This is a genomic window from Aquitalea sp. ASV11 (assembly GCF_016429185.1).
Taxonomy (GTDB): domain Bacteria; phylum Pseudomonadota; class Gammaproteobacteria; order Burkholderiales; family Chromobacteriaceae; genus Aquitalea; species Aquitalea pelogenes.
In genome coordinates this window covers 18,623-40,390 of the sequence record NZ_JAELUD010000008.1, presented here as the reverse complement: position 1 = coordinate 40,390, position 21,768 = coordinate 18,623, and the positions used below count along the sequence as shown (strand labels likewise).

Below are 21,768 nucleotides of genomic sequence, written 5' to 3'. Positions count from 1 at the left end.
TCATTCTGCACAGGCTGTGCTTGGCCGATCAGTCCTGTCACGTCATGACGCATGCTCGTTTGTCCTTATTGTGCATTGCACAATACTATCGCAACATACAAGTATCAAGCTGGATTTGCCTTTGCAAGTCCATGTATTCAAACAGATCTGGCCAGAAGATTGGCTGCCACCTGGCAGCGCGTCGTGCTGGATGACTGCTGGCATTAACCCTACTGGAACCGCTTCCATGAAGCCTCACTACCTTACTCCGCTGTTTTCACCGCGCACTGTTGCTGTTGTTGGTGCCAGCGATACGCCTGGCTCCATTGGCCAGGCGGTGTTTGCCAATTTGTTGGCAGGCAATTTTCAAGGCAAGCTGTTTCCGGTCAATCTGAATCACAAGGTAGTTGGTGGTATTCCTGCCGTTCCCTCGGTACGCCTGATCGAACCGGCGGTTGACATGGCCGTGGTCTGTACGGCCATTCGCACTTTGCCAGCCATCATCAAGGATTGTGGCAAGAAGGGCATCAAGGCCGTGCTGTTGGCCAAGGAGTTTTCCGACAGTGAGCAACTGGAGCGGGAAATCCTGAATGAGTCGGTATCCATTGCCCGCCACTATGGCATCCGTGTGCTGGGACCGAATGTATTGGGCCTGATGCGACCGGTAGCTGGTTTCAATGCCACCAACTACACCAGTAAGGTCCGTCCGGGAAACATGGCGCTGGTGTCGCAGTCGTCAGCCCTGTGTACGGCCATGCTGGACTGGGCAGACAGCAAGGGCATCGGTTTTTCCAGTGTGATTTCGGTGGGCGACGCGCTGGATGTCGATTTCGGCGAAATTCTGGATTACCTGGTGGCGGATAATTTCACCCAAGGCATTCTGTTGCATGTTCACCACATCCATCATGCACGCCGCTTCATGAGCGCGCTGCGTGCGGCCGCGCGTACCAAGCCGGTGGTGGTGATCAAGTCGGGTCGCTATCAGGATGATGTGACCGGTGTCACTCATTCGAGCAACCTGATTGAAAGCGGTGATGTTTTCGATGCGGCGCTGTCCCGAGCCGGTGTGCTGCGCGTGTCTTCCATTGCCCAGTTGTTTACTGCGGCCAAGGTGCTGGCAGCCAATTTCCGCGTTGGCGGCAAGCGGCTGGCTATTGTCACCAACGGTATTGGCCCGGGGGTGCTGGCGGCCGACAGTGCTTATACCAATGGTGTGGAGTTGGCCAAGTTGAGCGACGCCACCATGGAACTGCTCAATAACGCCTTGCCACGCAACTGGTCGCATGGCAACCCCATCGACCTGATCGGCGATGCCAGCCCGGTGCGTTTTCGTACTGCGGTAAAGGCCTGTATTGACGACCCGAATGTCGATGGCGTGCTGGTGATTTTTACCCCGCAAGCCGGTACCGACCACCTGACCACGGCGCAGTTGATGATTGGCTTGCAGCGAGAATCCAGCAAGCCGATGTTCCTGTCCTGGCTGGGTGATGCCAAGGTATCGGAAAGCCGCGACCTGTTTTCCAAAGCAAAGTGCGCGCATTTCCGTGCGCCGGAATACGGCATCGAGGTATTCCGTAACCTGGCTTCCTATCATTACAACCAGCAATTGCTGTTGCAGACCCCGGGGCCGCTGGAAGGCAAGCGTGAAGCGCCAGACCTGCTACGTGCCCGTGCAGCGATTGCCGGAGCCATGGCCGAAGGCCGGACCATTTTGTCCGAGCGGGAATCCAAGGAAGTGCTGGCCGCATTCCGTATCCCGGTTAACCCCACCTTGTTGGCGCGTAGCGAAGACGAGGCGGTGGTGCTGGCCGAGCAAATCCATTACCCGGTGGTGCTGAAGATTGACTCTCCGGACATCATCTACAAATCGGATGTCGGCGGTGTGGAGCTGAACATCAGTAATGAAGCCACCTTGCGCGCAGCCTTCCGCAGCATTCTGGAGCGGGCGCACCAGGCCATGCCGGAGGCGCGCATTGATGGCATTTCGGTACAGCCCATGCGTAAACGCCGTTTTGCGCGTGAAGTGATGGTGGGGGTAACCCATGACAGCTCTTTCGGCCCGGTGATTACCTTTGGTGCTGGTGGCATTGCGGTGGAAGTCATGCATGACCGTGCGCTGTCTTTGCCGCCACTGAACCAGTACCTGGTGGGCAGCATGATACGCAAGACCCGTATCGGCCAATTGCTGGGTGCCTTCAAGAACCTGCCTGCAGTGGACATGGACGAGCTGGTGGATGTGCTGCTGCATGTTTCCGAGATGGTGTGTGAACTGCCGGAACTGCGTGAGATGGACATCAACCCCTTGGTTGCGGACGAAAAGGGCGTTATTGCGCTGGATGCGCGCATCATCGTCGAACCGTTAAAGCCAGACGTGAAGCGCTACGGCCACATGGCCATCATGCCTTACCCTACGCATATGGTGCGCAGCGCCACGCTGAACGATGGCATGAAGGTCACCATTCGCCCGGTGCGACCGGAAGATGCCGAGATGCAGCAGGAATTTGTCCGCATGCTGTCGGACGAAAGCCGCTACAACCGCTACATGTCCAGCATCAAGCAGCTGTCGCAAACCATGCTGGTGCGCTTTACCCAGCTGGACTACGACCGTGAAATGGCGCTGGCCATGACCTGCGAGACCGAGAACGGTGAAGAGCAGCAAGCAGTGGCCCGTTTCATTACCGATCCGGACAACGAAGGCTGCGAATTTGCGCTGGAAGTGGCGGACAAATGGCAAGGCAAGGGCATTGGCTACATCCTGATGAATGCCTTGTTCGATGCCGCCCGTGAGCAAGGGCTGACCGTGATGCGCGGTGAAGTGCTGGCCGGCAACAAGGGCATGCTCAAGCTGATGCACAAGCTGGGCTTTACCGTGGAAACCCATCCGGAAGACAGGGCGCTGACCATTGTCACCAAGATTCTTTAATGCATTGCACTGTACGCCCTTGGCCGATTGCAGGGCTGTGGTGTGGTTTTTTTCGTCAAAGCAGGGGTCTTCTGCTGACCGATATCGGGCGGCAGGACTGGCAGGCGTATTAAGCGCTTGCAAGATAAGGGAAAAGTGCCATAGAATCGTGGGCTTTTCTACGATACCGTTTTTATCTAAGGACAATCGACAATGGTAGTGATTCGTCTGGCACGTGGCGGCGCCAAGAACCGTCCGTTCTACAACATCGTGGTGACCGATTCCCGTAACCGTCGTGACGGTCGCTTCATCGAGCGCGTTGGCTTCTACAACCCGGTAGCTAACGAGAAGGAAGAGCGCGTGCGCCTGACTTCCGATCGTCTGAACTACTGGATCGGCGTTGGTGCCCAGGTTACCGACGCTGTAGCCAAGCTGCTGAAAGAGCAGAAGGTTGCTGCCTAATCGTTCGTTGACTCAACTCGCGGACTAAGGCGCATGCGCAAGGAAGATCTCGTCTTGATGGGGTTTGTGCGTGGCGCCTTCGGTATCAAGGGCTGGATCAAGGTCCAGGCCGATACCGAATACGCTGACGGTCTGTTTGACTACCCGGTCTGGTGGCTGGGCAAGGATGACAGCTGGAAGCCGTACACATTTGAAAACGGGGCGGTGCAGCCCAAGGGCTTGTCCGTCAAGCTGCAGGGCATTGAAGATCGTGACGCGGCGGAAGCCCTGCGCGGCCTGCAAATAGCCGTTCCCCGTAGTGAATTGCCGGAAGCTGGCACTGACGAATATTACTGGTCCGATCTGATCGGCCTGTCTGTCGTCAATCAGCAAGGTGTGGTGCTGGGCAAGGTGACCGAATTGATGGAAACCGGAGCCAACGACGTATTGGTGGTAGAAGGTGAACACGGCCAGCGGCTGATTCCCTTCGTTGGCCAGTTCGTACTGGATGTCAGTCTGGCCGAGGCCCGCATTTCAGTCGACTGGGGCCTGGATTACTGATGCATATCGATGCCATCACCCTGTTTCCGGAAATGTTCGATGCCATCGCCCGCTTTGGTGTAAGCCAGCGGGCGCTTGATCTGGGCATTTGGGATTTCCAGAAATGGAATCCACGCGATTTCACCCATGACAACTACCGCCGTGTGGACGACCGTCCTTATGGTGGTGGGCCTGGCATGCTGATGCTGATTGAACCGCTGGAGGCTGCCATTACGGCGGCCAAGGCACGTCAGCAGGCAGCAGGTGTCGAAGAGAGCCATGTTATCTACCTGTCCCCGCAAGGGCGTGCATTGACGCACGAAAAAGCGGTTGAGCTGTCCCGTCGTCCCGGTCTGATTGTGCTGTGCGGACGTTACGAAGGGGTGGACGAGCGTTTGATCGAGCGGCAGGTGGACGAGGAAGTTTCCATTGGCGACTACGTGTTGTCCGGTGGCGAGCTACCGGCCATGGTGCTGATGGATGCGGTCATCCGGCTGCTTCCCGGTGTTCTCAACGACGCCCAGTCTGCTTATGAAGACTCATTTGTGAACGGACTCCTTGATTGTCCGCACTATACCCGACCCGAAGACTATCAGGGCATGCGGGTGCCGGATGTACTCATGTCCGGAAATCATGCACTGATTGCTAAATGGCGGCTCAAGCAGGCGCTGGGAAGAACGTGGCAACGTCGACCAGAGCTGTTGCAGGGCCGCACTTTGACAAAACAGGAATCTCGGCTGCTGGCAGAGTACCAGCAGGAACAAGATATCCGTAAAAAACCGGAGTAACACATGGATCTGATCCAGAAACTCGAGCAAGAAGAAATCGCCCGCCTGGGCAAAACCATCCCGGAATTCGCTCCTGGCGATACCGTTGTGGTGAATGTCAAGGTAAAGGAAGGTAACCGCGAACGTCTGCAGGCTTACGAAGGCGTTGTTATCGCCAAGCGTAACCGTGGCCTGAACAGCTCTTTCATCGTGCGCAAGATGTCCGCCGGTGAAGGTGTTGAGCGTACTTTCCAGACCTACTCCCCGCTGGTGGCTTCCGTTGAAGTGAAGCGCCGTGGTGACGTACGTCGCGCCAAGCTGTACTACCTGCGTGGTCGTACCGGCAAGTCCGCACGTATCAAGGAAAAACTGCCGGCTCGCAAGCAAGGCTGATCCTGATACCGTCAGGTATGATGAAAGCGCAAGGTTCACACCTTGCGCTTTTTTTATGTCTTCGGCCAGGAAAGACATCATGAGTACGGAAAGCATAGACCGGTTTCTCGATCATCTGTGGCTGACGGATGGCTTGTCTGCCAATACCCTGGCGGCTTATCGCCGTGATCTGGCCAAAATGCAAAAACAGCTGCAAAGCCAGGATGACGCGCTGGAATCGGCCAGCCATGCCCAGCTGCAGCAGGCCTTGTTGGCAAGTATCGAGCAGGAGAAACCTGCCACGCGAGCCAGGCAGCTGTCCTGTCTGCGGCGCTATTACCAGTATCTGCTAGGGACAAAGCAGCGCAATGACGACCCCAGCCTGCATCTGGATAACCCCAGGCTTGGGCAGCGGCTGCCCAAAACGCTGTCAGAAGGGCAGGTTGAGCTATTGTTGCAGGCGCCGGATGTGGAAACTCCGCTGGGACTGCGCGATCGGGCCATGTTTGAAGTGCTGTATGCAACCGGCTTGCGCGTGTCCGAGCTGGTGGGGCTGACGCTGCAGCAACTGGACATGGTGACGGGTCTGATCATCACCCGTGGCAAGGGCAACAAGGAGCGCATGGTGCCCTTGGGAGAAATTGCCCTGGAATGGCTGGAGCGCTACTTCAGGGACGCCCGTGTGCTGTTGTTGGGTGGAGCGCAGTGCGATGCCGTATTTGTCACCCAGCGCAAGGCCGGGATGAGCCGGCAGATGGCCTGGCATCTGATTGCCAGCTATGCCAGTGCGCAGGGTTTGCCACCCGTTGGGCCACACATGCTGCGACATGCCTTTGCCACCCATCTGGTGAACCATGGTGCTGACTTGCGCGTTGTACAGTTGCTACTGGGGCATTCGGATATATCCACCACACAAATCTACACACACGTTGCCCGCGAGCGACTCAAGCAGCTGCATGCCCAGCATCACCCGCGTGGCTGAGTGATGATGTCCTTGTCCGGTACAAAAAAACGCCCGCAATTGCGGGCGTTTTCGGTGAGGCGATATGGCTATCAGGCTCAGGCGGGCTCTGCTGCCAGTGCTTCGGTGTCGAATTGCAGCTCGACCACATCCTGGTCATTGATATCCACCGTAACTTCCCCGCCGTGGGCCAGTCGGCCAAACAGCAGTTCGTCTGCCAGTGCCTTGCGGATGGTGTCCTGAATCAGCCGTGCCATCGGACGCGCACCCATCAGCGGGTCGAAGCCGCGTTTGGCCAGGAAGGCGCGCAAGGCATCGGTGAAGTGGATTTCCACCTTCTTGTCGCCCAACTGATGCTCAAGCTGCATCAGGAACTTGTCCACCACCTGCATGATGATCTGCTCATCCAGCATCTTGAAGGAAATGGTGGCATCCAGCCGGTTGCGGAATTCCGGGCTGAACAGGCGCTTGATGTCCGCCATCTCATCCCCGGTTTCCTTGGACTGGGTAAAGCCCAGCGTCGGCTTGGACATGGCTTCGGCCCCGGCATTGGTGGTCATGATGATCACCACATTACGGAAATCGGCCTTGCGCCCGTTGTTGTCGGTCAGGGTGCCGTGATCCATTACCTGCAACAGTACGTTGTAGATGTCCGGATGCGCCTTCTCGATTTCGTCCAGCAGCAGCACCGCATAGGGGTGCTTGTTGATGGCCTCGGTCATCTGGCCGCCCTGTTCGAAGCCGACATAGCCCGGAGGCGCACCAATCAGCCGGCTTACCGCATGACGTTCCATGTATTCCGACATGTCGAAGCGGATCAGCTCCACGCCCAGCACATAAGCCAGTTGCTTGGCTACTTCGGTCTTGCCCACGCCGGTAGGACCGGAGAACAGGAAAGAGCCGATCGGCTTGTGCGGATTGCCCAGGCCCGAGCGCGTCATCTTGATGGCCGTGGCCAGGCTTTCGATGGCCTTGTCCTGGCCGAATACCACGTTCTTGAGGTCGCGCTCCAGGTTCTTCAGCACGTTCTTGTCGTCGCTGGAGACAGTCTTGGGCGGAATACGGGCAATCTTGGCGACGATCTCTTCGATCTCTGCCTTGTTGATCACCTTCTTCTGCTTGGACTTGGGCAGAATCTTCTGTGCGGCACCTGCTTCGTCAATCACGTCGATGGCCTTGTCCGGCAGGTGACGGTCATTGATATAGCGGGCAGACAATTCCGCAGCGGTAGACAGGGCCGACTGGGTGTATTTCACACCATGATGTGCCTCGAAGCGCGATTTCAGGCCCTTCAGGATTTCGATGGTCTGCTCCACGGTGGGTTCAGCCACGTCAATTTTCTGGAAGCGCCGCGATAGCGCGTTATCCTTTTCGAAAATGCCGCGATATTCGTTGTAGGTGGTGGCACCAATGCAACGCAGGCTGCCGTTGGACAGTGCCGGCTTGAGCAGGTTGGAGGCATCCAGCGTGCCGCCAGAGGCCGCACCGGCACCAATCAGCGTGTGAATTTCGTCAATGAACAAGATTGCATGTTCATCTTCGGTCAGCTGCTTGATGACTGCCTTCAGGCGCTGTTCGAAGTCACCGCGATACTTGGTGCCGGCCAGCAGCGCACCCATGTCCAGCGCGTAGACGGTAGCCTTGGACAGCACGTCAGGTACTTCATTATTGACGATGCGTCGCGCCAGGCCTTCCGCGATGGCCGTCTTGCCCACGCCAGCCTCACCGACCAGCAAGGGGTTGTTCTTGCGGCGGCGGCAGAGGATTTGCACCGTGCGTTCCAGTTCGTGCTCGCGACCGATCAGCGGGTCTATCTTGCCATCGCGGGCCTGCTGGTTCAGGTTCAGCGTGTAATTTTCCAGTGCACCACCTGGGCCGCTGCTTTGCTCTTCACCATCGGATTCGTTGTGCTGTTCACGCGATTCCGGCGGATGCTGGGGAGAGCGTTGCTTGGTGATGCCATGCGAAATGAAATTGACCACATCCAGCCGGGATATGCCCTGCTGATGCAGGTAGTACACCGCATGTGAGTCTTTTTCGCCGAAGATGGCTACCAGAATATTGGCACCAGTCACCTCCTTTTTACCGGAAGACTGAACGTGCAGGATGGCGCGCTGGATAACACGCTGGAACCCCAGTGTGGGCTGGGTTTCCACCTCGGTTTCCCCCGGAACGGTAGGTGTGTGTTCGTCAATGAAATCGCCCAGCTGCTTTTTCAGCTGGTCGAGATTGGCCCCGCAGGCCCTCAGGACATCGGCGGCGGAGGGGTTGTCGATCATGGCAAGCAGCAAGTGCTCCACGCTGATGAACTCGTGGCGCTTGCGCCTGGCGTCCATGAACGCCATATGCAGGCTTACTTCAAGCTCCTGGGCAATCATCAGTTTTCCTCCATAACGCACTGAAGCGGATGCTGGTGTGCTTTGGCAAATTGCAACACCTGTTCAACCTTGGTGGCAGCCACGTCTTTGGTATAAACGCCACACACGCCGTGACCTTGCGTATGGACTTGTAACATGACTTGGGTCGCTTTTTCCCGATTCATGTGGAACAACTGTTGCAATACTTCCACCACAAATTCCATTGGGGTGAAATCATCGTTCAATAACAATACCTTATACATGGGGGGAGGGGTGGTCCTCACCCGAGACGCCTCTTTGACGACGTCTTCGCTGAACTGCGTTGGCATGTCGACTTTCAGTTAAACCGCGGTTTACTTCAATTTTGGTTCCCCCTGGCTTTTTTTCAAGGGGAGCGTGCGAATTCCTTCAGGGGCTTGACGCTATCACAATGGTTGCGTAGAAATGCTGTCAGGTGCTTGGCTTAGCTGTTTGGCATTGTCGGATAAGCCGCAATGGGCAGCAGGCTTTAAGTTGTTCGGCCTCACCAGCCATCGTCAATCAAGGAAGTAACATGTCAATTGGTACCGTTAAGTGGTTCAACGACGCTAAAGGCTTTGGCTTTATTACCCCGGATGAGGGTGGTGAAGACCTGTTTGCCCATTTCTCCGCCATCAACATGCAAGGCTTCAAGACCCTGAAAGAGGGTCAACGCGTAAGCTTTGACATTGTTAGCGGCCCGAAAGGCAAGCAAGCGTCGAACATCCAGGCTGCCTGATCAGGCAGAGGATGTGCCAGGATTGCCAGGCACGCTGATCTGACCGGTCAACGTCCCGACAGCTTCAAACAAAACCCCGCCAGTTGGCGGGTTTTGTTTTTCATGCATTGTTGCGTGCACAGGCGCTGCCGCTGGCGTCCGGTTGCCACTGAGACCAGAGGGCAAGCAAGGTGATGCTGCCAACCAGTGACAGGCACAACCAGGGCAAGGCGGGCAGCTGCCACTGGTGCGATGCATCCAGCAGCCAGCCGCCGCCGACATAGCCCAGTGCTCCGCCTACAGCCAGTCCCACCCGGCTGCAACCCAGGTAGCTGGCGCGGGCGTGTGGACGCGCCAGGCTGGCAACATGGGTCTCCCGTGCCGGTTCCATGATGATGGAGCCGACAAAGAACAACCCCAGCACGCTGAATGCGGCCAATGGATGCGTCACATTGCTCATGACGGCCAGGCTCAGGCTCATCAGGCCAAGACCGATCAGCATGCGCTGCTCGCGGCGCAGGTGACGTTCGCCCCAGCGTGCCAACGGGTAGAGCAGGCTGAGTGAGAGACAGGTTTCCAGCGTGTACATCCAGCCGACGGCCTGGTAGCTGCCGGTGAGTTGCTTGATGGTGACCGGAACCAGCAGCATGACCTGCACCGCAAGCATGTAATAGCCGCTCAAGGTCAGTACAAAGCGCATATAGCTGCGGTCTTGCAGAACCACCCGCATGGATTGCCAGGGCGATGCCGTACCGGTGGCAACCCGATAGGGGGGGAGCAGCAAGGCATTGACCAAGGCCGCCAGAACAAAAATGGCGGTGCCCGCCAGGCCAACCCAGCGAAAGTCAAACTGTAGCAGCCAGCTGCCCAGCAAGGCGGCAGCAACTGCACCTGCACTGTCCTGCATCATCAGCAGGGCGTAGAAATGCGGGCGATGGCGGGCCAGTACCAGCTTGGCCACCAGTGCGGTACGCGGCGGGTCGAACAGGGTGCCGCCCAGGCCGGAGAGCAGGCAGGACAGATAAAGCAACCAGGGGGCATGTGCGATGGCCATGCAGGCGAAGCCGGCTGCGCGCAGCAGCATGCCAGAGACGATCAGCGGCTTGGCGCCAAAGCGATCGGCCAGCGAACCACCAAACAGCCCGAGTCCCTGCTGCAGGAACTGGCGCAGTGCCAGTGCCAGCCCGACCATGCTGGCACTCCAGCCCAGCTGATCGACGAAGTGCAGGCTGATCAGCGGAAACACCATGAAAAAACCGAATATCACCAGCAGGTTGTCCAGCAGGATGAAAGCCTTGCCAAGCTTGCGGGCACGCTGTGCGGATGCCATGTCTTCTCCTCATTCGAACAGCATTCTAGGGAGGCATCCTGCTATTATGTAAGTCTATTTCTCCTCATATTTCATATCGGTTTTGATTATGTCTGTTGCCTTGTCTGATCTGGAGCTTCTACTGGATGTGGCCGAACTGGGCAGCTTCAGCCAGGCTGCGGCCAAACGGGGCTGGTCCCAGCCGCAGGTCAGCCAGCGCATCGGTTTGCTGGAGCAGCACTGGGGTGTCACCCTGTTTACCCGGCATCGGCGTGGCGCCGTGGCCACCAATGCCTGCGAGGCTTTTCTGGAGTCTGCCCGTCAGTCGCTGACGGTTTACCGGCAAGGTCTGGATGCCATGCAGGGCACGCCGGCGGTACGGCGTATCCGCCTGTCTTGTCTGCCATCGCTGACCTCTCCGGTGTTTGGTCCCTTGCTGATGAAACTGGCGGACGCATCGATGGAAATCCGCTGCAATACTGATCATTCCCAGCAAATCATGCAGGATTTGCTCACTGGCCAGGTTGAGGTGGGTTTTGTACTGAAATGCCCGGCCATGGCAGGTATCCAGATGGAGTTGCTGTGGCGCTCGCCCATTGTTCCGGTGGTGGCTGCCAGTCATCCCCTGGCAGCTGCTGGCGGGATGCTGGCGCTGGCTGATATTGCCCGGCACCGTATTGCGCCCCAGTTCTGGGGGGATGAGTGTGAGAGCCTGATCCAGCAGATTCGCATGCTGCGGCAGCTGCCCAGCCCGATACATGCGGTGCAACCGGCATCTGCCGCGCGCGAGCTGGTGCTGCGTCATGGTTTTGTGTCCTTCATGCCGGAGTTGTCGATCAAGGCTGATTTGCAGGATGGCACGCTGGTTCGCTTGTGTGTACCAGAGCTGCCAGCCTGGCACTGGGAAGTGATGATGGCCTGGCGTGCCGGCAAGCGGGTGGATGCAGCCAAGGCACAGGTGCTGGATGCAGCGCGGGCGCTGGTGGCCGGTTGAAACGCACAAGGCCCGCTGAAGCGGGCCTTGCCAGGGGATGATGTGGTGAGGGGTTACATACGGGCAATCATGGCATCGCCAAATTCCGAGCAGGAGACTTCGGTAGCGCCGTCCATCAGGCGGGCAAAGTCGTAGGTGACCTGCTTGTCGGCAATGGCTGCTTCCATGGACCGGATCACCAGATCCGCCGCTTCCACCCAGCCCAGATGGCGCAGCATCATTTCCGCGGACAGAATCAGCGAGCCGGGATTGACCTTGTCCAGGCCGGCATATTTGGGTGCCGTCCCGTGGGTGGCTTCAAAGCAGGCGTAGTGGTCGGAAATATTGGCTCCTGGTGCAATGCCGATGCCGCCAACCTGGGCAGCCAGTGCATCCGAGATATAGTCACCGTTGAGGTTGGTGGTGGCAATCACATCGTATTCCTCCGGGCGTAGCAGGATTTGTTGCAGGAAGGCATCGGCAATGGCGTCCTTGACGATGATTTCCCGGCCGGTATTGGGATTGTTGAATTTGCACCACGGGCCACCATCAATCGGCTCGGCCCCGAATTCCTTGCGGGCCAGCGCATAGGCCGTATCTCGGAAGTTACCTTCGGTGAACTTCATGATATTGCCCTTGTGGACAATGGTGAGGCTCTTGCGGTCGTTGGCGATGGTGTAATTGAGAGCTGCGCGCACCAGTCGCTCGGTTCCTTCTACCGAGATAGGCTTGATGCCGATGCCAGAGCTGTCCGGGAAGCGGATTTTCTTCACGCCCATTTCGTTTTGCAAAAAGGCGATCACCTTTTTCACCGCATCCGAACCGGCTTGCCATTCAATCCCGGCATAAATGTCTTCGGTGTTTTCCCGGAAGATCACCATATTGACCAGTTCCGGGTGCTTGAGCGGAGATGGCACGCCCTGGAAATACTGTACCGGGCGCACGCACTGGTATAAATCCAGTTCCTGGCGCAGGGCGACGTTGAGCGAGCGGATGCCGCCGCCGACCGGAGTGGTCATCGGCCCCTTGATGGATACCGAATATTCTTTCAGCGCATCGAAGGTTTCCTTGGGCAGCCATTCGTCCGGGCCATACAGCCGGGTGGATTTTTCCCCCGCATATACTTCCATCCAGTGGATTTTCCTGCGCCCGGCATAGGCCTTTGCCACGGCAGCGTCGATGACCTTGATCATCACCGGGGTGATGTCGATCCCGATGCCATCCCCTTCAATGAAGGGAATGATGGGGTTGTCCGGAATGGCCTGTCCCGGAATGATTTTCTGTCCTTCAGCCGGAACCTTGATATGGGACGCACTCATTGTTGTTCTCTCCTTGTCACAGGGTAGGGACTGCCGGGTTCAGCAGTGTTTTCCACTCACTCAGCCTAGACCTTGGCGCGGCTGTTGCAGAGAAAGATCAGACAAATTTACTGGCCGATGGTTGACGCATGACGGCATGACAAAGAAAAAGCGCCAGGAGGAATCCTGACGCTGGTGTGGTGCTACCGACCATGAAGGCCGGTAAGCGGACTTAGGCGTGAACGCTCTTCAGTGCCGCATTGAAGGTACTGCTCGGGCACATTACAGCCTGGCACTTGGCTGGATCGGGCAGGTAGTAGCCACCGATATCTGCCGGTTTGCCTTGCACGGCCTTCAGTTCGGCAATGATTTGCGCTTCCTGCTCGGCCAGTTGCTTGGCCAGTGGAGCAAACTGGGCTTGCAGCTCCAGGTCTTCGGTCTGGTTAGCCAGCGCCTCGGCCCAGTAGCTGGCCAGGTAGTACTGGCTGCCACGGTTGTCCAGCTCGCCAGTGCGGCGCGACGGGGACTTGTCGTTGTCCAGCAGCTTGCCGGTGGCGGCATCCAGCGTCTTGGCCAGAATCTTGGCCTTGCTGTTGCCGGTCTTGATGCCCAGTTCTTCCAGCGAAACGGCCAGGGCGAGAAACTCACCCAGCGAATCCCAGCGCAGGTGGTTTTCTTCCAGTAGCTGCTGTACGTGTTTCGGAGCCGAACCACCAGCACCGGTTTCGTACATGCCGCCGCCAGCCATCAGCGGTACGATGGACAGCATCTTGGCCGAGGTGCCCAGTTCCATGATGGGGAACAGGTCGGTCAGGTAGTCACGCAGGATGTTGCCGGTGACCGAGATGGTGTCCAGACCGCGGGCAACACGTTCCAGGGTGAAACGCATGGCACGGACTTGCGACATGATGTGGATTTCCAGACCGCTGGTGTCGTAATCCTTCAGGTAGGTTTCTACCTTCTTGATCAGTTCCTTTTCGTGCGGACGGTACGGGTCCAGCCAGAACACTGCCGGCATGCCGGAGTTACGGGCGCGGGTCACGGCCAGCTTCACCCAGTCGCGGATCGGCGCGTCTTTCACCTGGCACATGCGCCAGATGTCGCCGGCTTCCACGTTCTGGCTCAGCAGTACTTCACCAGTGGCCAGGTCGACGATGTTGGCCACGCCGTCTTCAGCGATTTCAAAGGTCTTGTCGTGCGAGCCGTATTCTTCAGCCTTTTGCGCCATCAGGCCCACGTTGGGCACGGTGCCCATGGTGCGCGGGTCGAAGTTGCCGTGCCATTTGCAGAAGTTGATCATCTCCTGATAGATACGGGCAAAGGTGGATTCCGGCATCACGGCCTTGCAGTCGGCCGGCTTGCCATCGGCACCCCACATCTTGCCACCGCCACGGATCATGGCCGGCATGGAGGCATCGACAATCACGTCGTTGGGCGAGTGGAAGTTGGTGATGCCCTTGGCAGAGTCCACCATGGCCAGACGCGGACGGTGTTCCTGGCAGGCGTGCAGGTCGCGGATGATTTCTTCGCGCTTGGTGGCCGGCAGGGTCTCGATCTTTTCGTACAGATTGGCCATGCCGTTGTTCACGTTCACGCCCAGCTCTTCGAACAACTTGCCGTGTTTCTCGAAGGCGTCCTTGTAGTAAATCTTGACGCAGTGGCCAAACACGATGGGGTGGGACACCTTCATCATGGTGGCTTTCACGTGCAGCGAGAACAGGATGCCGGATTCACGGCAGTCTTCCATTTCGCGCTCGTAGAATTCGCACAGTGCCTTCTTGCTCATGAACATGGAGTCGATGATTTCACCGGCCTGCAGGGCAAGCTTGGGCTTGAGCACGATGGTCTGGCCGCTCTTGGTGGTGAGTTCCATTTTCACGTCACGGGCCTTGTCCAGGGTCATGGACTTTTCGCCGTGGTAGAAGTCGCCGTGGTGCATGTGGGAAACATGGGTTTGCGACCATTGTTTCCACTCGCCCATGGAGTGTGGGTGCTTCTTGGCGTAATTCTTCACCGCCAGCGGGGCGCGGCGGTCGGAGTTGCCTTCACGCAGCACTGGGTTCACGGCCGAACCCAGACACTTGGCGTAGCGGGCCTTCAGGGCGTGGTCGGCGTCGGTGGTGGGCAGTTCAGGATAGTCCGGCAGGGCGTAGCCCTTGGATTGCAGTTCCTTGATGCAGGCAATCAGCTGCGAAACCGAAGCACTGATGTTCGGCAGCTTGATGATGTTGGTGTCCGGGTCCTGGGTCAGCTTGCCCAGTTCGCTCAGCGTATCCGGTACTTTTTGCTCGTCGGTCAGGTATTCGGGGAATTCGGCCAGTACGCGGGCGGCGACGGAGATGTCGGCAGTTTCAATATTGATGCCGGCGCTGCCGGTAAAGGTACGGATGACTGGCAGGAAGGCGCTGGTGGCCAGCGCAGGTGCTTCGTCGGTCAGGGTGTAGATGATGGTCGGCTGTTCCGAAGGCATTGCTCTATCTCCAATGATTATTTTGACGTCAGAACGACTGCGCGAGGCGGCTTTCGCACACCGGGGGATATTCCGCTAGGCGCGTGGAAAGATACTGCATGATGCAACCGTGCTGCCAGTTGGTCGCGAGGACCTGAGGGTGGCAGCATGGCCTTCAACTTGCGGCTGTCTTTTCGGAAGTGAATTATACCCCTCAAATGTTCGCACTGTTTGTAAGTATCCGAACTTTGCCCTTGCGACTGGATAAACACGTGTTCGAATGTGAATTTTACGCACCGGTGCTGTGAGTTGCAGTCCACAGCATAGTTCCATGTTCCGGTTTTTGCTGTCCTCCTTTGTCGCAGTGAGTGGTTTGCCTGGGGCAACGCAGCAAGTAGTGGAGCGGTGGCATGACCAGCGCTTGCGGTCCTTGGTATCATCCGGGCCATGACTTCACTTTCTGCATGGTCCAGCCACAATGCCCGCGCTTTTTCTGTTCAATAAACCTTATGGCGTCATTTGCCAGTTTTCCCGGCACGAATTGCATCCGACGCTGAAGGATCATATTTCCACACCGGGCATCTATCCGGCCGGCCGCCTGGATACTGACAGCGAAGGCCTGCTGTTGCTGACCGGGGAGGGGGCCTTGCAACACCGCATCAGCGACCCGCGCTGGAAACTGCCCAAAACCTACTGGGTGCAAGTGGAAGGCAGGGCCAGCGAAGAACAGCTGGCCGCGCTGCGCGCCGGGGTGGATTTGGGCGACTTTGTTACCCGTCCGGCCCAGGTGCGCCAGATCGACCCGCCAGCCTTGTGGGAGCGCAAGCCACCGGTGCGTTTTCGCAAGACCGTACCGGATTGCTGGCTGGAAATCATCATCAGCGAAGGCAAGAACCGTCAGGTACGCCGCATGACGGCCAAGGTGGGACTGCCTACCTTGCGACTGGTCCGCGCAGCTATCGGCCCTTGGCAGCTGGGTGACATGCAACCGGGCGAGTTGCGCAGCATCGAGGTGAGTCTTGAAGATTTGCCGGCACTGTCCCATGCTGAGCGTCTGGGCAAGCCGACGCCCTTGCCCCAGGGGAAGGCGGGGGCGGGGGGTGGTCAGTCCCGAGCGCAACCATCTTTCCGTTTTGCCCGCAAAAACAAGTCCTGATTGTTGTCGTTGGGGCGGCTGGCTGGATGCGCGACAGCGATGAGGCCCCATCATGCATATTCCCGAGTACTACAACCCGGTTGCCCGCGATATCGCCCAGGCGCTTGTCGCCGGGTTCAACAAGCATTACCGCTTGTTCCGCGCCTGCAGCAAGCAGGCCAAATCCCTGTTCGAGCGCGCGGACTGGCAAGGCGTGCAGCAGGCCATCCGCGACCGTATCCAGTTTTACGACGAACGGGTGGACGAAACGGTTGGCCGGCTGCATCACGAATTTCATGCCGATTTGCTGGATGATGAAATCTGGCAGCAGGCCAAACTGTACTTTATCGGCCTGCTGACCCAGCACAAGCAGCCGGAACTGGCCGAGACCTTTTTCAACTCGGTGTTCACCCGCATGCTGCACCGGGATTACTTCAACAACGATTTCATCTTTATCCGTCCGGTCATTTCCACCGAATATATCGAGTCTGATCCCCCTTGCTATCGTAGTTACTATCCGGCAGCCAGTGGTTTGCGCCAGGTGATGCGCCAGATCGTGCGAGATTTTTCCTGGGCGCTGCCTTTTGCCCGCTTGAGCCGGGATCTGGCCTGCGTACTGGGCGCGATAGCGCAGTATTTTTCCGGCCAATGGCCAAGCCCGGAAGCCAATCTGCAAATCCAGGTATTGTCCTCGGCCTTCTATCGCAACAAGGCGGCTTATATTTTCGGCAAGGTGATCAATGGTGGCGTGAGCTATCCGTTTGCCGTACCGGTACTGCGCGATGAAAACGGCAAGCTGTATCTGGACACCGTGTTGCTGGAGCCCTGGCGCATTGGTGTGCTGTTTTCCTTCAGCCGGGCTTATTTCCTGGTGGATATGGAAGTGCCATCAGCCTATGTGCAGTTTTTGCGCAGCATGCTGCCCAGCAAGACCAAGGCCGAGCTTTACACCATGCTGGGCCTGCAAAAGCAGGGCAAGAACACCTTCTATCGCGATTTCGTGCAGCACCTGCAGCATTCGAATGACCAGTTTGTCATTGCGCCCGGCATTCGTGGTCTGGTGATGCTGGTGTTCACCCTGCCGTCCTATCCCTATGTGTTCAAACTTATCAAGGATGTCTTTGGCGGGCCCAAAGAAATGGACCGCGATACGGTCAAGCGCAAATACCGGCTGGTGAAACGGCATGACCGGGTAGGGCGCATGGCCGATACGCTGGAGTTTTCCAATGTGGCCTTTCCGCGCAGCCGCTTTACCGCAGAATTGCTGGATGAGCTGCGCAGTCAGGCGGCATCAATGATAGAAGAAAGCGGCGACAGCATTGTCATCCGCCATCTGTATATCGAGCGGCGCATGAAACCGTTGAACATATACCTGATGCAATGCGACGAGACGGAAAAGGAGAGGGTGATTCGCGACTACGGCATGGCTATCCGCGAGTTGGCATCGGCCAATATCTTTCCGGGCGACATGTTGTTCAAGAATTTTGGTGTGACCCGCTACGGTCGGGTGATTTTTTATGATTACGATGAAATCGAATACATGACAGACTGCCATTTCCGCAGCATTCCGCCTGCGCCCAACCCCGAAATGGAACTCTCCGGTGAGGTGTGGTACCCGGTTGGCCGTCATGATGTTTTTCCGGAAGAATTTGCCACCTTTTTGCTGGGTGACCCGCATATCCGCAAGACTTTCCTCACGTATCACCGAGACCTGCTGGATCCACGGTTCTGGCAGCAGTGTCAGCAGCGCATCAAGGATGGCGTGATCGAGGACTTTTTTCCGTATCCGGTGGAAATGCGTTTTCGCAATCCGTAGGGTATGGGAGAGACTAATGCAGCAAGGGGAAGCCGTGGCTTCCCCTTTTTTTGTGATGACAGCGACGGCTGCCTTGTTTTAGTGCGAAAAATAGGCAAGTGGGCCGGCCGAAGTGAGACCGATGCAAAAGGACATGCCTGGTACATAGCCTTTGGAGGGCGAGCAGGCATTGAGCAATTCAAACAAAGAACGTGTTTCATGGAATTGCTGCCGCAAGTCATGACTGTTGGACAACCACAGGCGTATCGCCCTGGCTTGCGGATGCTGGCTGTGCAATTCCAGCGTGCCTTCTGAGTTGCAGATCAGGCAGATAGCTGGCGGGATGTGAATGCTGCGGGCTTTCATTTCCTGTATGGCTTGCTGGCCAAACATGCCTAGCAGGGTTTTGGCTTGCAATAACAGATTGGCAGCCAGGCCGGGCTCTTGAGGCGCCAAGGGTGGGCGTAGGGGCGCGATGGTTGGGCGTATGGACTCAGTTAATGGCATGGGGTGGCTCCCGAGAAGTGTGTACCTTGATGGTAGAAGTACTTGAGCACCCGGGAGTCTGATGATCTCCTAGGAAAATTCACTTTTACCGGTGGTAGGTTCCAGCCAATTTGCCAAGGTGAAAATGCAAAACAGGGAGACCTGAGTCTCCCTGTCGGTCAGGCCGAAGGCCTGGCGGATTACTGTTGACTGCACACGTGATCTTCAAAATAAGCAATCGGACCCGCACTGGTCAGGCCGATATGGAAGCAGGATGATTCGGGGAAGGTTTCACCTGCGTACTCAGTAGCGCGGATAATTTCAAACAGGACTTCCACTTCTTTGAACAGGCTGGAAACTTTGGCATTGCCGTCAAGCCAGGTGAGGATGTCGTCGGCCTGTGGGTGATTGTTTTCCAGTGTGAGACTGCAACCAGGACAGCTGACCAGGCTGATGGCCGGGGGCATGCTGATCTGGCGGGCAGCCAGTTCTTCTTCTGCCAGCGTGGCAAAACGTGTCAACTGCTTGGAGGCTCTATCGCGAATGGCTTGAAGGGAAATGCTGCCATCTTCTCCGGCGTGACCAAACAGACGAATCAATCCCGGATTACTGGCAGTGCTCTGCGACGACATGATTAATGCTCCTGTTCTCTGGTTGTCATGATTTTTTCATCATAGAAGACGGCAAGAATTTTGCTGAATCATTTCAGCGCTTTTTTCACTTTATAGAGAAATTCAAGTGCCTGGCGCGGTGTCAGCTCGTCAGGATCGATTTCTTCCAGCATTTCCAGTGCAGGATCCGGCGCGGTTTCCACTTCGATCGGCGTGGCTGGCGGAGCGGAAAACAGGTCGGGTTGAACGCGCGCGGCAGACTGGTTTTCCAGCTCGGCCAGATAGCGTCTGGCCTCGCGAATCACCTTGGGAGGCACCCCGGCCAACTGGGCCACCGCCAGGCCGTAACTCTGGCTGGCCGGGCCTTCGTCCACATGGTGCATGAACACGATGCGGTCCTTGTGCTCGACGGCAGACAGGTGAACATTGGCCACGGACGGGTATTGCTCGGCGAGGGTGGTCAGCTCGAAATAGTGGGTGGCAAACAGGGTGTAGGCACGGCTTTTTTCGATCAGAGCCTTGGCAATGGCCCAGGCCAGCGCCAGGCCGTCGAAGGTGGAAGTGCCACGGCCCACCTCGTCCATCAGCACCAGTGACTGGGCGGTGGCGTTGTTTAAGATATTCGCCGTTTCGGTCATTTCCACCATGAAGGTAGAGCGGCCGCCCGCCAGGTCATCCGAGGCACCGATACGGGTGAAGATGCGGTCGATCTGGCCGATGATGGCGCGGTTGGCCGGTACGAAGCTGCCAATATGGGCCAGCAGGGTGATCAGTGCATTCTGCCGCATATAGGTGGATTTACCGCCCATATTGGGGCCGGTGATCAGCAACAGCTTGCGGCTATCACTCAGGCGGGTGTCGTTGGCGATGAAGCGTTCCACCTCGGCTTCCACTACCGGGTGACGGCCTTCGATGATTTCCAGTCGGGTTTCGCTGACGAATTCCGGCTCGACATAATTATTGCTGCTGGCGCGTTCGGCAAAGGCAGCCAGCACGTCCAGCCCGGCCACGGCCTGGGCGATCAGCTTGAGATCGGAAATATAGGGCGCGAGCTGGTCCAGCAGCTGTTCGTACAACTGTTTTTCCAGGGCCAGCGAACGGTCTTGCGCCGACAGTGCCTTGTCTTCGAATTCCTTCAGTTCCGGCGTGATGTAACGCTCGGCATTTTTCAGGGTCTGGCGACGGCGATAATCGTCCGGCACCTTGTCGCCCTGGGCGCGGGAGACTTCGATATAAAAGCCGTGCACGCGGTTGAATTCCACCTTGAGGGTGGTGATGCCGGTGCGCTCCTTCTCGCGCGCTTCGAGTGCCAGCAGGAAGTCGCCGCAATCGGTCTGGATGGCGCGCAGCTCGTCCAGGTCGGCATTCAGGCCGTGATTGATCACCCCGCCATCACGCAGGAAAGTTGCCGGTTCTGGCAGGATGGCCGCGCTCAGCAGTTGTTCGACCGGAGACTCGTCCGGCAGCACGCGCGACAGTTCACCCAGCAGCGGCGCGTCCAGGCTGGCGGCCAGCTGTTTGGCACCGGTAAGCGCCTTGAGCGAGTCGCGCAGGGCGGCCAGGTCGCGCGGGCGGGCGCTGCGTAGCGCAATGCGGGCGGTGATGCGTTCGATGTCGGCCACTTCGCGCAGCTGGGCGTGGATGTCCTGATGCACCGGCAGCAGCGCGCGTACCGATTCCAGCCTGCGTTGCAGCTTGCCATGCTGGCGGATGGGGTGGTGCAGCCAGTGGCGCAGCAGGCGGCTACCCATGCTGGTGGCGCAGGTGTCCAGCATGGATGCCAGGGTGGGCGAGGGTTCGCCGCGTATGGTTTCGGTCAGTTCCAGATTACGCCGGGTGGCAGCATCCATGCGGATCAGTTCGCCCGCGTCTTCCACTGCCAGCTGGGCGATGTGGGCCGGGTTCACGCTCTGGGTGGATTTGACGTACTCCAGCAGCGCGCCGGCGGCACCTACCGCCACCGGCAGGGTGTCCGCACCAAAGCCTGCCAGATCGTGCGTGCCAAAGTGGCGGGTGAGCGCCAGCTGGGCGGAGTCGTGGTCAAACTGCCAGGGCGGCAGTTTTTTGCGCGGGCAGCTGACCTGTTCGAAGATATTCAGCCCGCTGTCGTCCGGCAGTACCAGTTCTGCCGGTTTCAGCCGTTCCATTTCGCTGGCGAACTCTTCCACGCTGGTTTGCATGATCCTGAATTCGCCGCTGGCCATGGACAGCCAGGCCAGGCCCAGCGTGCCCTTGATCATGTTGACCGCCAGCACCAGGTTGTCGCGCTTGTCGTCCAGCAGCGCGGCATCGGTGAGGGTGCCGGGGGTGACGATGCGCACCACCTTGCGTTCCACCGGCCCTTTGGCCAATGCCGGGTCGCCAATCTGCTCGGCAATGGCCACCGATTCACCCATTTTCACCAGCCGTGCCAGATAGCCTTCGGCGGCGTGATAGGGCACACCTGCCATCTTGATCGGGTTGCCGCCGCTGGCACCGCGGGTGGTGAGGGTGATGTCCAGCAGGCGCGCCGCCTTTTCCGCATCCTCGTAGAACAGCTCGTAAAAGTCGCCCATGCGGTAGAACAGCAGCTTGTCGGCATGCTGGCTTTTCAGGGCGAAGTACTGCTGCATCATCGGGGTGTGCTGGGGCGTGCTCATGCGCGTGGTGCTCTTTTG

Annotated in this window: 18 protein-coding genes; 10 read left to right on the top strand and 8 right to left on the bottom strand. The window is 57.9% G+C overall.

From position 1 onward, the window contains the following. Positions 1-226 precede the first annotated feature (226 nt). The 6 genes from JHD62_RS04580 to xerD all read left to right on the top strand — a co-directional run bounded on the left by JHD62_RS04580 (position 227) and on the right by xerD (position 5,983). Complete coding sequence (locus JHD62_RS04580) at positions 227-2,902, top strand: bifunctional acetate--CoA ligase family protein/GNAT family N-acetyltransferase (RefSeq protein WP_199101956.1); 2,676 nt, start codon at positions 227-229, stop codon at positions 2,900-2,902. A 192-nt stretch (positions 2,903-3,094) separates the two neighbouring features. Then, positions 3,095-3,343 carry a 30S ribosomal protein S16 gene (gene rpsP, locus JHD62_RS04575; RefSeq protein ID WP_045846601.1) on the top strand — a complete coding sequence of 83 codons (249 nt, stop codon included), beginning with the start codon at positions 3,095-3,097 and terminating at the stop codon, positions 3,341-3,343. 33 nt (positions 3,344-3,376) lie between these two features. After that, positions 3,377-3,883 (top strand): ribosome maturation factor RimM, encoded by a 507-nt coding sequence (gene rimM, locus JHD62_RS04570; protein WP_089085850.1) that lies wholly within the window; start codon positions 3,377-3,379, stop codon positions 3,881-3,883. Next, the gene (gene trmD, locus JHD62_RS04565) at positions 3,883-4,650 is read left to right on the top strand and encodes a tRNA (guanosine(37)-N1)-methyltransferase TrmD (RefSeq protein WP_062789100.1); all 768 of its coding nucleotides are present in this window, start codon (positions 3,883-3,885) and stop codon (positions 4,648-4,650) included. The genes rimM and trmD overlap by 1 nt, the downstream gene beginning before the upstream one ends. A 3-nt stretch (positions 4,651-4,653) precedes the next feature. Further along, entirely contained in the window at positions 4,654-5,022 is a 369-nt protein-coding gene (rplS, locus tag JHD62_RS04560; RefSeq protein ID WP_045846598.1) for a 50S ribosomal protein L19, read from the top strand. A 79-nt stretch (positions 5,023-5,101) separates the two neighbouring features. Beyond that, positions 5,102-5,983 (top strand): site-specific tyrosine recombinase XerD, encoded by an 882-nt coding sequence (gene xerD, locus JHD62_RS04555; RefSeq protein WP_199101955.1) that lies wholly within the window; start codon positions 5,102-5,104, stop codon positions 5,981-5,983. A 77-nt stretch (positions 5,984-6,060) separates the two neighbouring features. Here xerD and clpA read toward each other — a convergent pair whose 3' ends face one another. After that, the gene (gene clpA / locus JHD62_RS04550) at positions 6,061-8,340 is read right to left on the bottom strand and encodes an ATP-dependent Clp protease ATP-binding subunit ClpA (protein ID WP_199101954.1); all 2,280 of its coding nucleotides are present in this window, start codon (positions 8,338-8,340) and stop codon (positions 6,061-6,063) included. Continuing rightward, complete coding sequence (gene clpS / locus JHD62_RS04545; RefSeq protein WP_178972176.1) at positions 8,340-8,648, bottom strand: ATP-dependent Clp protease adapter ClpS; 309 nt, start codon at positions 8,646-8,648, stop codon at positions 8,340-8,342. The genes clpA and clpS overlap by 1 nt, the downstream gene beginning before the upstream one ends. A 224-nt stretch (positions 8,649-8,872) precedes the next feature. On the opposite strand from clpS, the gene JHD62_RS04540 reads away from it, so the two are divergent. Beyond that, the gene (locus JHD62_RS04540) at positions 8,873-9,076 is read left to right on the top strand and encodes a cold-shock protein (protein ID WP_045846595.1); all 204 of its coding nucleotides are present in this window, start codon (positions 8,873-8,875) and stop codon (positions 9,074-9,076) included. A gap of 100 nt (positions 9,077-9,176) precedes the next feature. Here the strand turns inward: JHD62_RS04540 and mdtH are convergent, their stop codons facing one another. Continuing rightward, entirely contained in the window at positions 9,177-10,385 is a 1,209-nt protein-coding gene (gene mdtH / locus JHD62_RS04535) for a multidrug efflux MFS transporter MdtH (protein ID WP_199101953.1), read from the bottom strand. Between the two features lie 88 nt (positions 10,386-10,473). Here mdtH and JHD62_RS04530 point away from each other — a divergent pair, with 88 nt between their 5' ends. Further along, a complete protein-coding gene (locus tag JHD62_RS04530) occupies positions 10,474-11,358 on the top strand; it encodes a LysR family transcriptional regulator (RefSeq protein ID WP_199101952.1) in 885 nt (294 codons plus the stop codon). A 53-nt stretch (positions 11,359-11,411) separates the two neighbouring features. On the opposite strand, the gene icd is transcribed toward JHD62_RS04530, so the two are convergent. Then, a complete protein-coding gene (gene icd, locus JHD62_RS04525; protein ID WP_233160631.1) occupies positions 11,412-12,656 on the bottom strand; it encodes an NADP-dependent isocitrate dehydrogenase in 1,245 nt (414 codons plus the stop codon). A 211-nt stretch (positions 12,657-12,867) separates the two neighbouring features. Continuing rightward, complete coding sequence (locus tag JHD62_RS04520) at positions 12,868-15,105, bottom strand: NADP-dependent isocitrate dehydrogenase (RefSeq protein ID WP_199101951.1); 2,238 nt, start codon at positions 15,103-15,105, stop codon at positions 12,868-12,870. A gap of 457 nt (positions 15,106-15,562) precedes the next feature. On the opposite strand from JHD62_RS04520, the gene JHD62_RS04515 reads away from it, so the two are divergent. Together JHD62_RS04515 and aceK are read left to right on the top strand one after the other, a co-directional pair. Then, positions 15,563-16,240, top strand: coding sequence for a pseudouridine synthase (locus JHD62_RS04515; protein WP_045846590.1), 678 nt, complete (start codon positions 15,563-15,565; stop codon positions 16,238-16,240). 52 nt (positions 16,241-16,292) lie between these two features. Beyond that, a complete protein-coding gene (gene aceK / locus JHD62_RS04510) occupies positions 16,293-18,035 on the top strand; it encodes a bifunctional isocitrate dehydrogenase kinase/phosphatase (protein ID WP_199101950.1) in 1,743 nt (580 codons plus the stop codon). A gap of 78 nt (positions 18,036-18,113) precedes the next feature. Here the strand turns inward: aceK and JHD62_RS04505 are convergent, their stop codons facing one another. The 3 genes from JHD62_RS04505 to mutS form a co-directional block, all read right to left on the bottom strand. Further along, on the bottom strand, positions 18,114-18,470 hold the full coding sequence (locus JHD62_RS04505) for a hypothetical protein (protein WP_199101949.1): 357 nt from the start codon (positions 18,468-18,470) through the stop codon (positions 18,114-18,116). A 230-nt stretch (positions 18,471-18,700) separates the two neighbouring features. Further along, positions 18,701-19,132 (bottom strand): hypothetical protein, encoded by a 432-nt coding sequence (locus JHD62_RS04500; RefSeq protein ID WP_199101948.1) that lies wholly within the window; start codon positions 19,130-19,132, stop codon positions 18,701-18,703. Positions 19,133-19,200: 68 nt separating this feature from the next. Further along, complete coding sequence (gene mutS / locus JHD62_RS04495; protein WP_199101947.1) at positions 19,201-21,750, bottom strand: DNA mismatch repair protein MutS; 2,550 nt, start codon at positions 21,748-21,750, stop codon at positions 19,201-19,203. Positions 21,751-21,768 lie beyond the last annotated feature (18 nt).

Coding starts and splice junctions, on each gene's coding strand:
- JHD62_RS04580 (WP_199101956.1), top strand. CDS start 227: ATGAAGCCTCACTACCTTACTCCGCTGTTTTCACCGCGCACTGTTGCT.
- rpsP (WP_045846601.1), top strand. CDS start 3,095: ATGGTAGTGATTCGTCTGGCACGTGGCGGCGCCAAGAACCGTCCGTTC.
- rimM (WP_089085850.1), top strand. CDS start 3,377: ATGCGCAAGGAAGATCTCGTCTTGATGGGGTTTGTGCGTGGCGCCTTC.
- trmD (WP_062789100.1), top strand. CDS start 3,883: ATGCATATCGATGCCATCACCCTGTTTCCGGAAATGTTCGATGCCATC.
- rplS (WP_045846598.1), top strand. CDS start 4,654: ATGGATCTGATCCAGAAACTCGAGCAAGAAGAAATCGCCCGCCTGGGC.
- xerD (WP_199101955.1), top strand. CDS start 5,102: ATGAGTACGGAAAGCATAGACCGGTTTCTCGATCATCTGTGGCTGACG.
- clpA (WP_199101954.1), bottom strand. CDS start 8,340: ATGATTGCCCAGGAGCTTGAAGTAAGCCTGCATATGGCGTTCATGGAC.
- clpS (WP_178972176.1), bottom strand. CDS start 8,648: ATGCCAACGCAGTTCAGCGAAGACGTCGTCAAAGAGGCGTCTCGGGTG.
- JHD62_RS04540 (WP_045846595.1), top strand. CDS start 8,873: ATGTCAATTGGTACCGTTAAGTGGTTCAACGACGCTAAAGGCTTTGGC.
- mdtH (WP_199101953.1), bottom strand. CDS start 10,385: ATGGCATCCGCACAGCGTGCCCGCAAGCTTGGCAAGGCTTTCATCCTG.
- JHD62_RS04530 (WP_199101952.1), top strand. CDS start 10,474: ATGTCTGTTGCCTTGTCTGATCTGGAGCTTCTACTGGATGTGGCCGAA.
- icd (WP_233160631.1), bottom strand. CDS start 12,656: ATGAGTGCGTCCCATATCAAGGTTCCGGCTGAAGGACAGAAAATCATT.
- JHD62_RS04520 (WP_199101951.1), bottom strand. CDS start 15,105: ATGCCTTCGGAACAGCCGACCATCATCTACACCCTGACCGACGAAGCA.
- JHD62_RS04515 (WP_045846590.1), top strand. CDS start 15,563: ATGCCCGCGCTTTTTCTGTTCAATAAACCTTATGGCGTCATTTGCCAG.
- aceK (WP_199101950.1), top strand. CDS start 16,293: ATGCATATTCCCGAGTACTACAACCCGGTTGCCCGCGATATCGCCCAG.
- JHD62_RS04500 (WP_199101948.1), bottom strand. CDS start 19,132: ATGTCGTCGCAGAGCACTGCCAGTAATCCGGGATTGATTCGTCTGTTT.
- mutS (WP_199101947.1), bottom strand. CDS start 21,750: ATGAGCACGCCCCAGCACACCCCGATGATGCAGCAGTACTTCGCCCTG.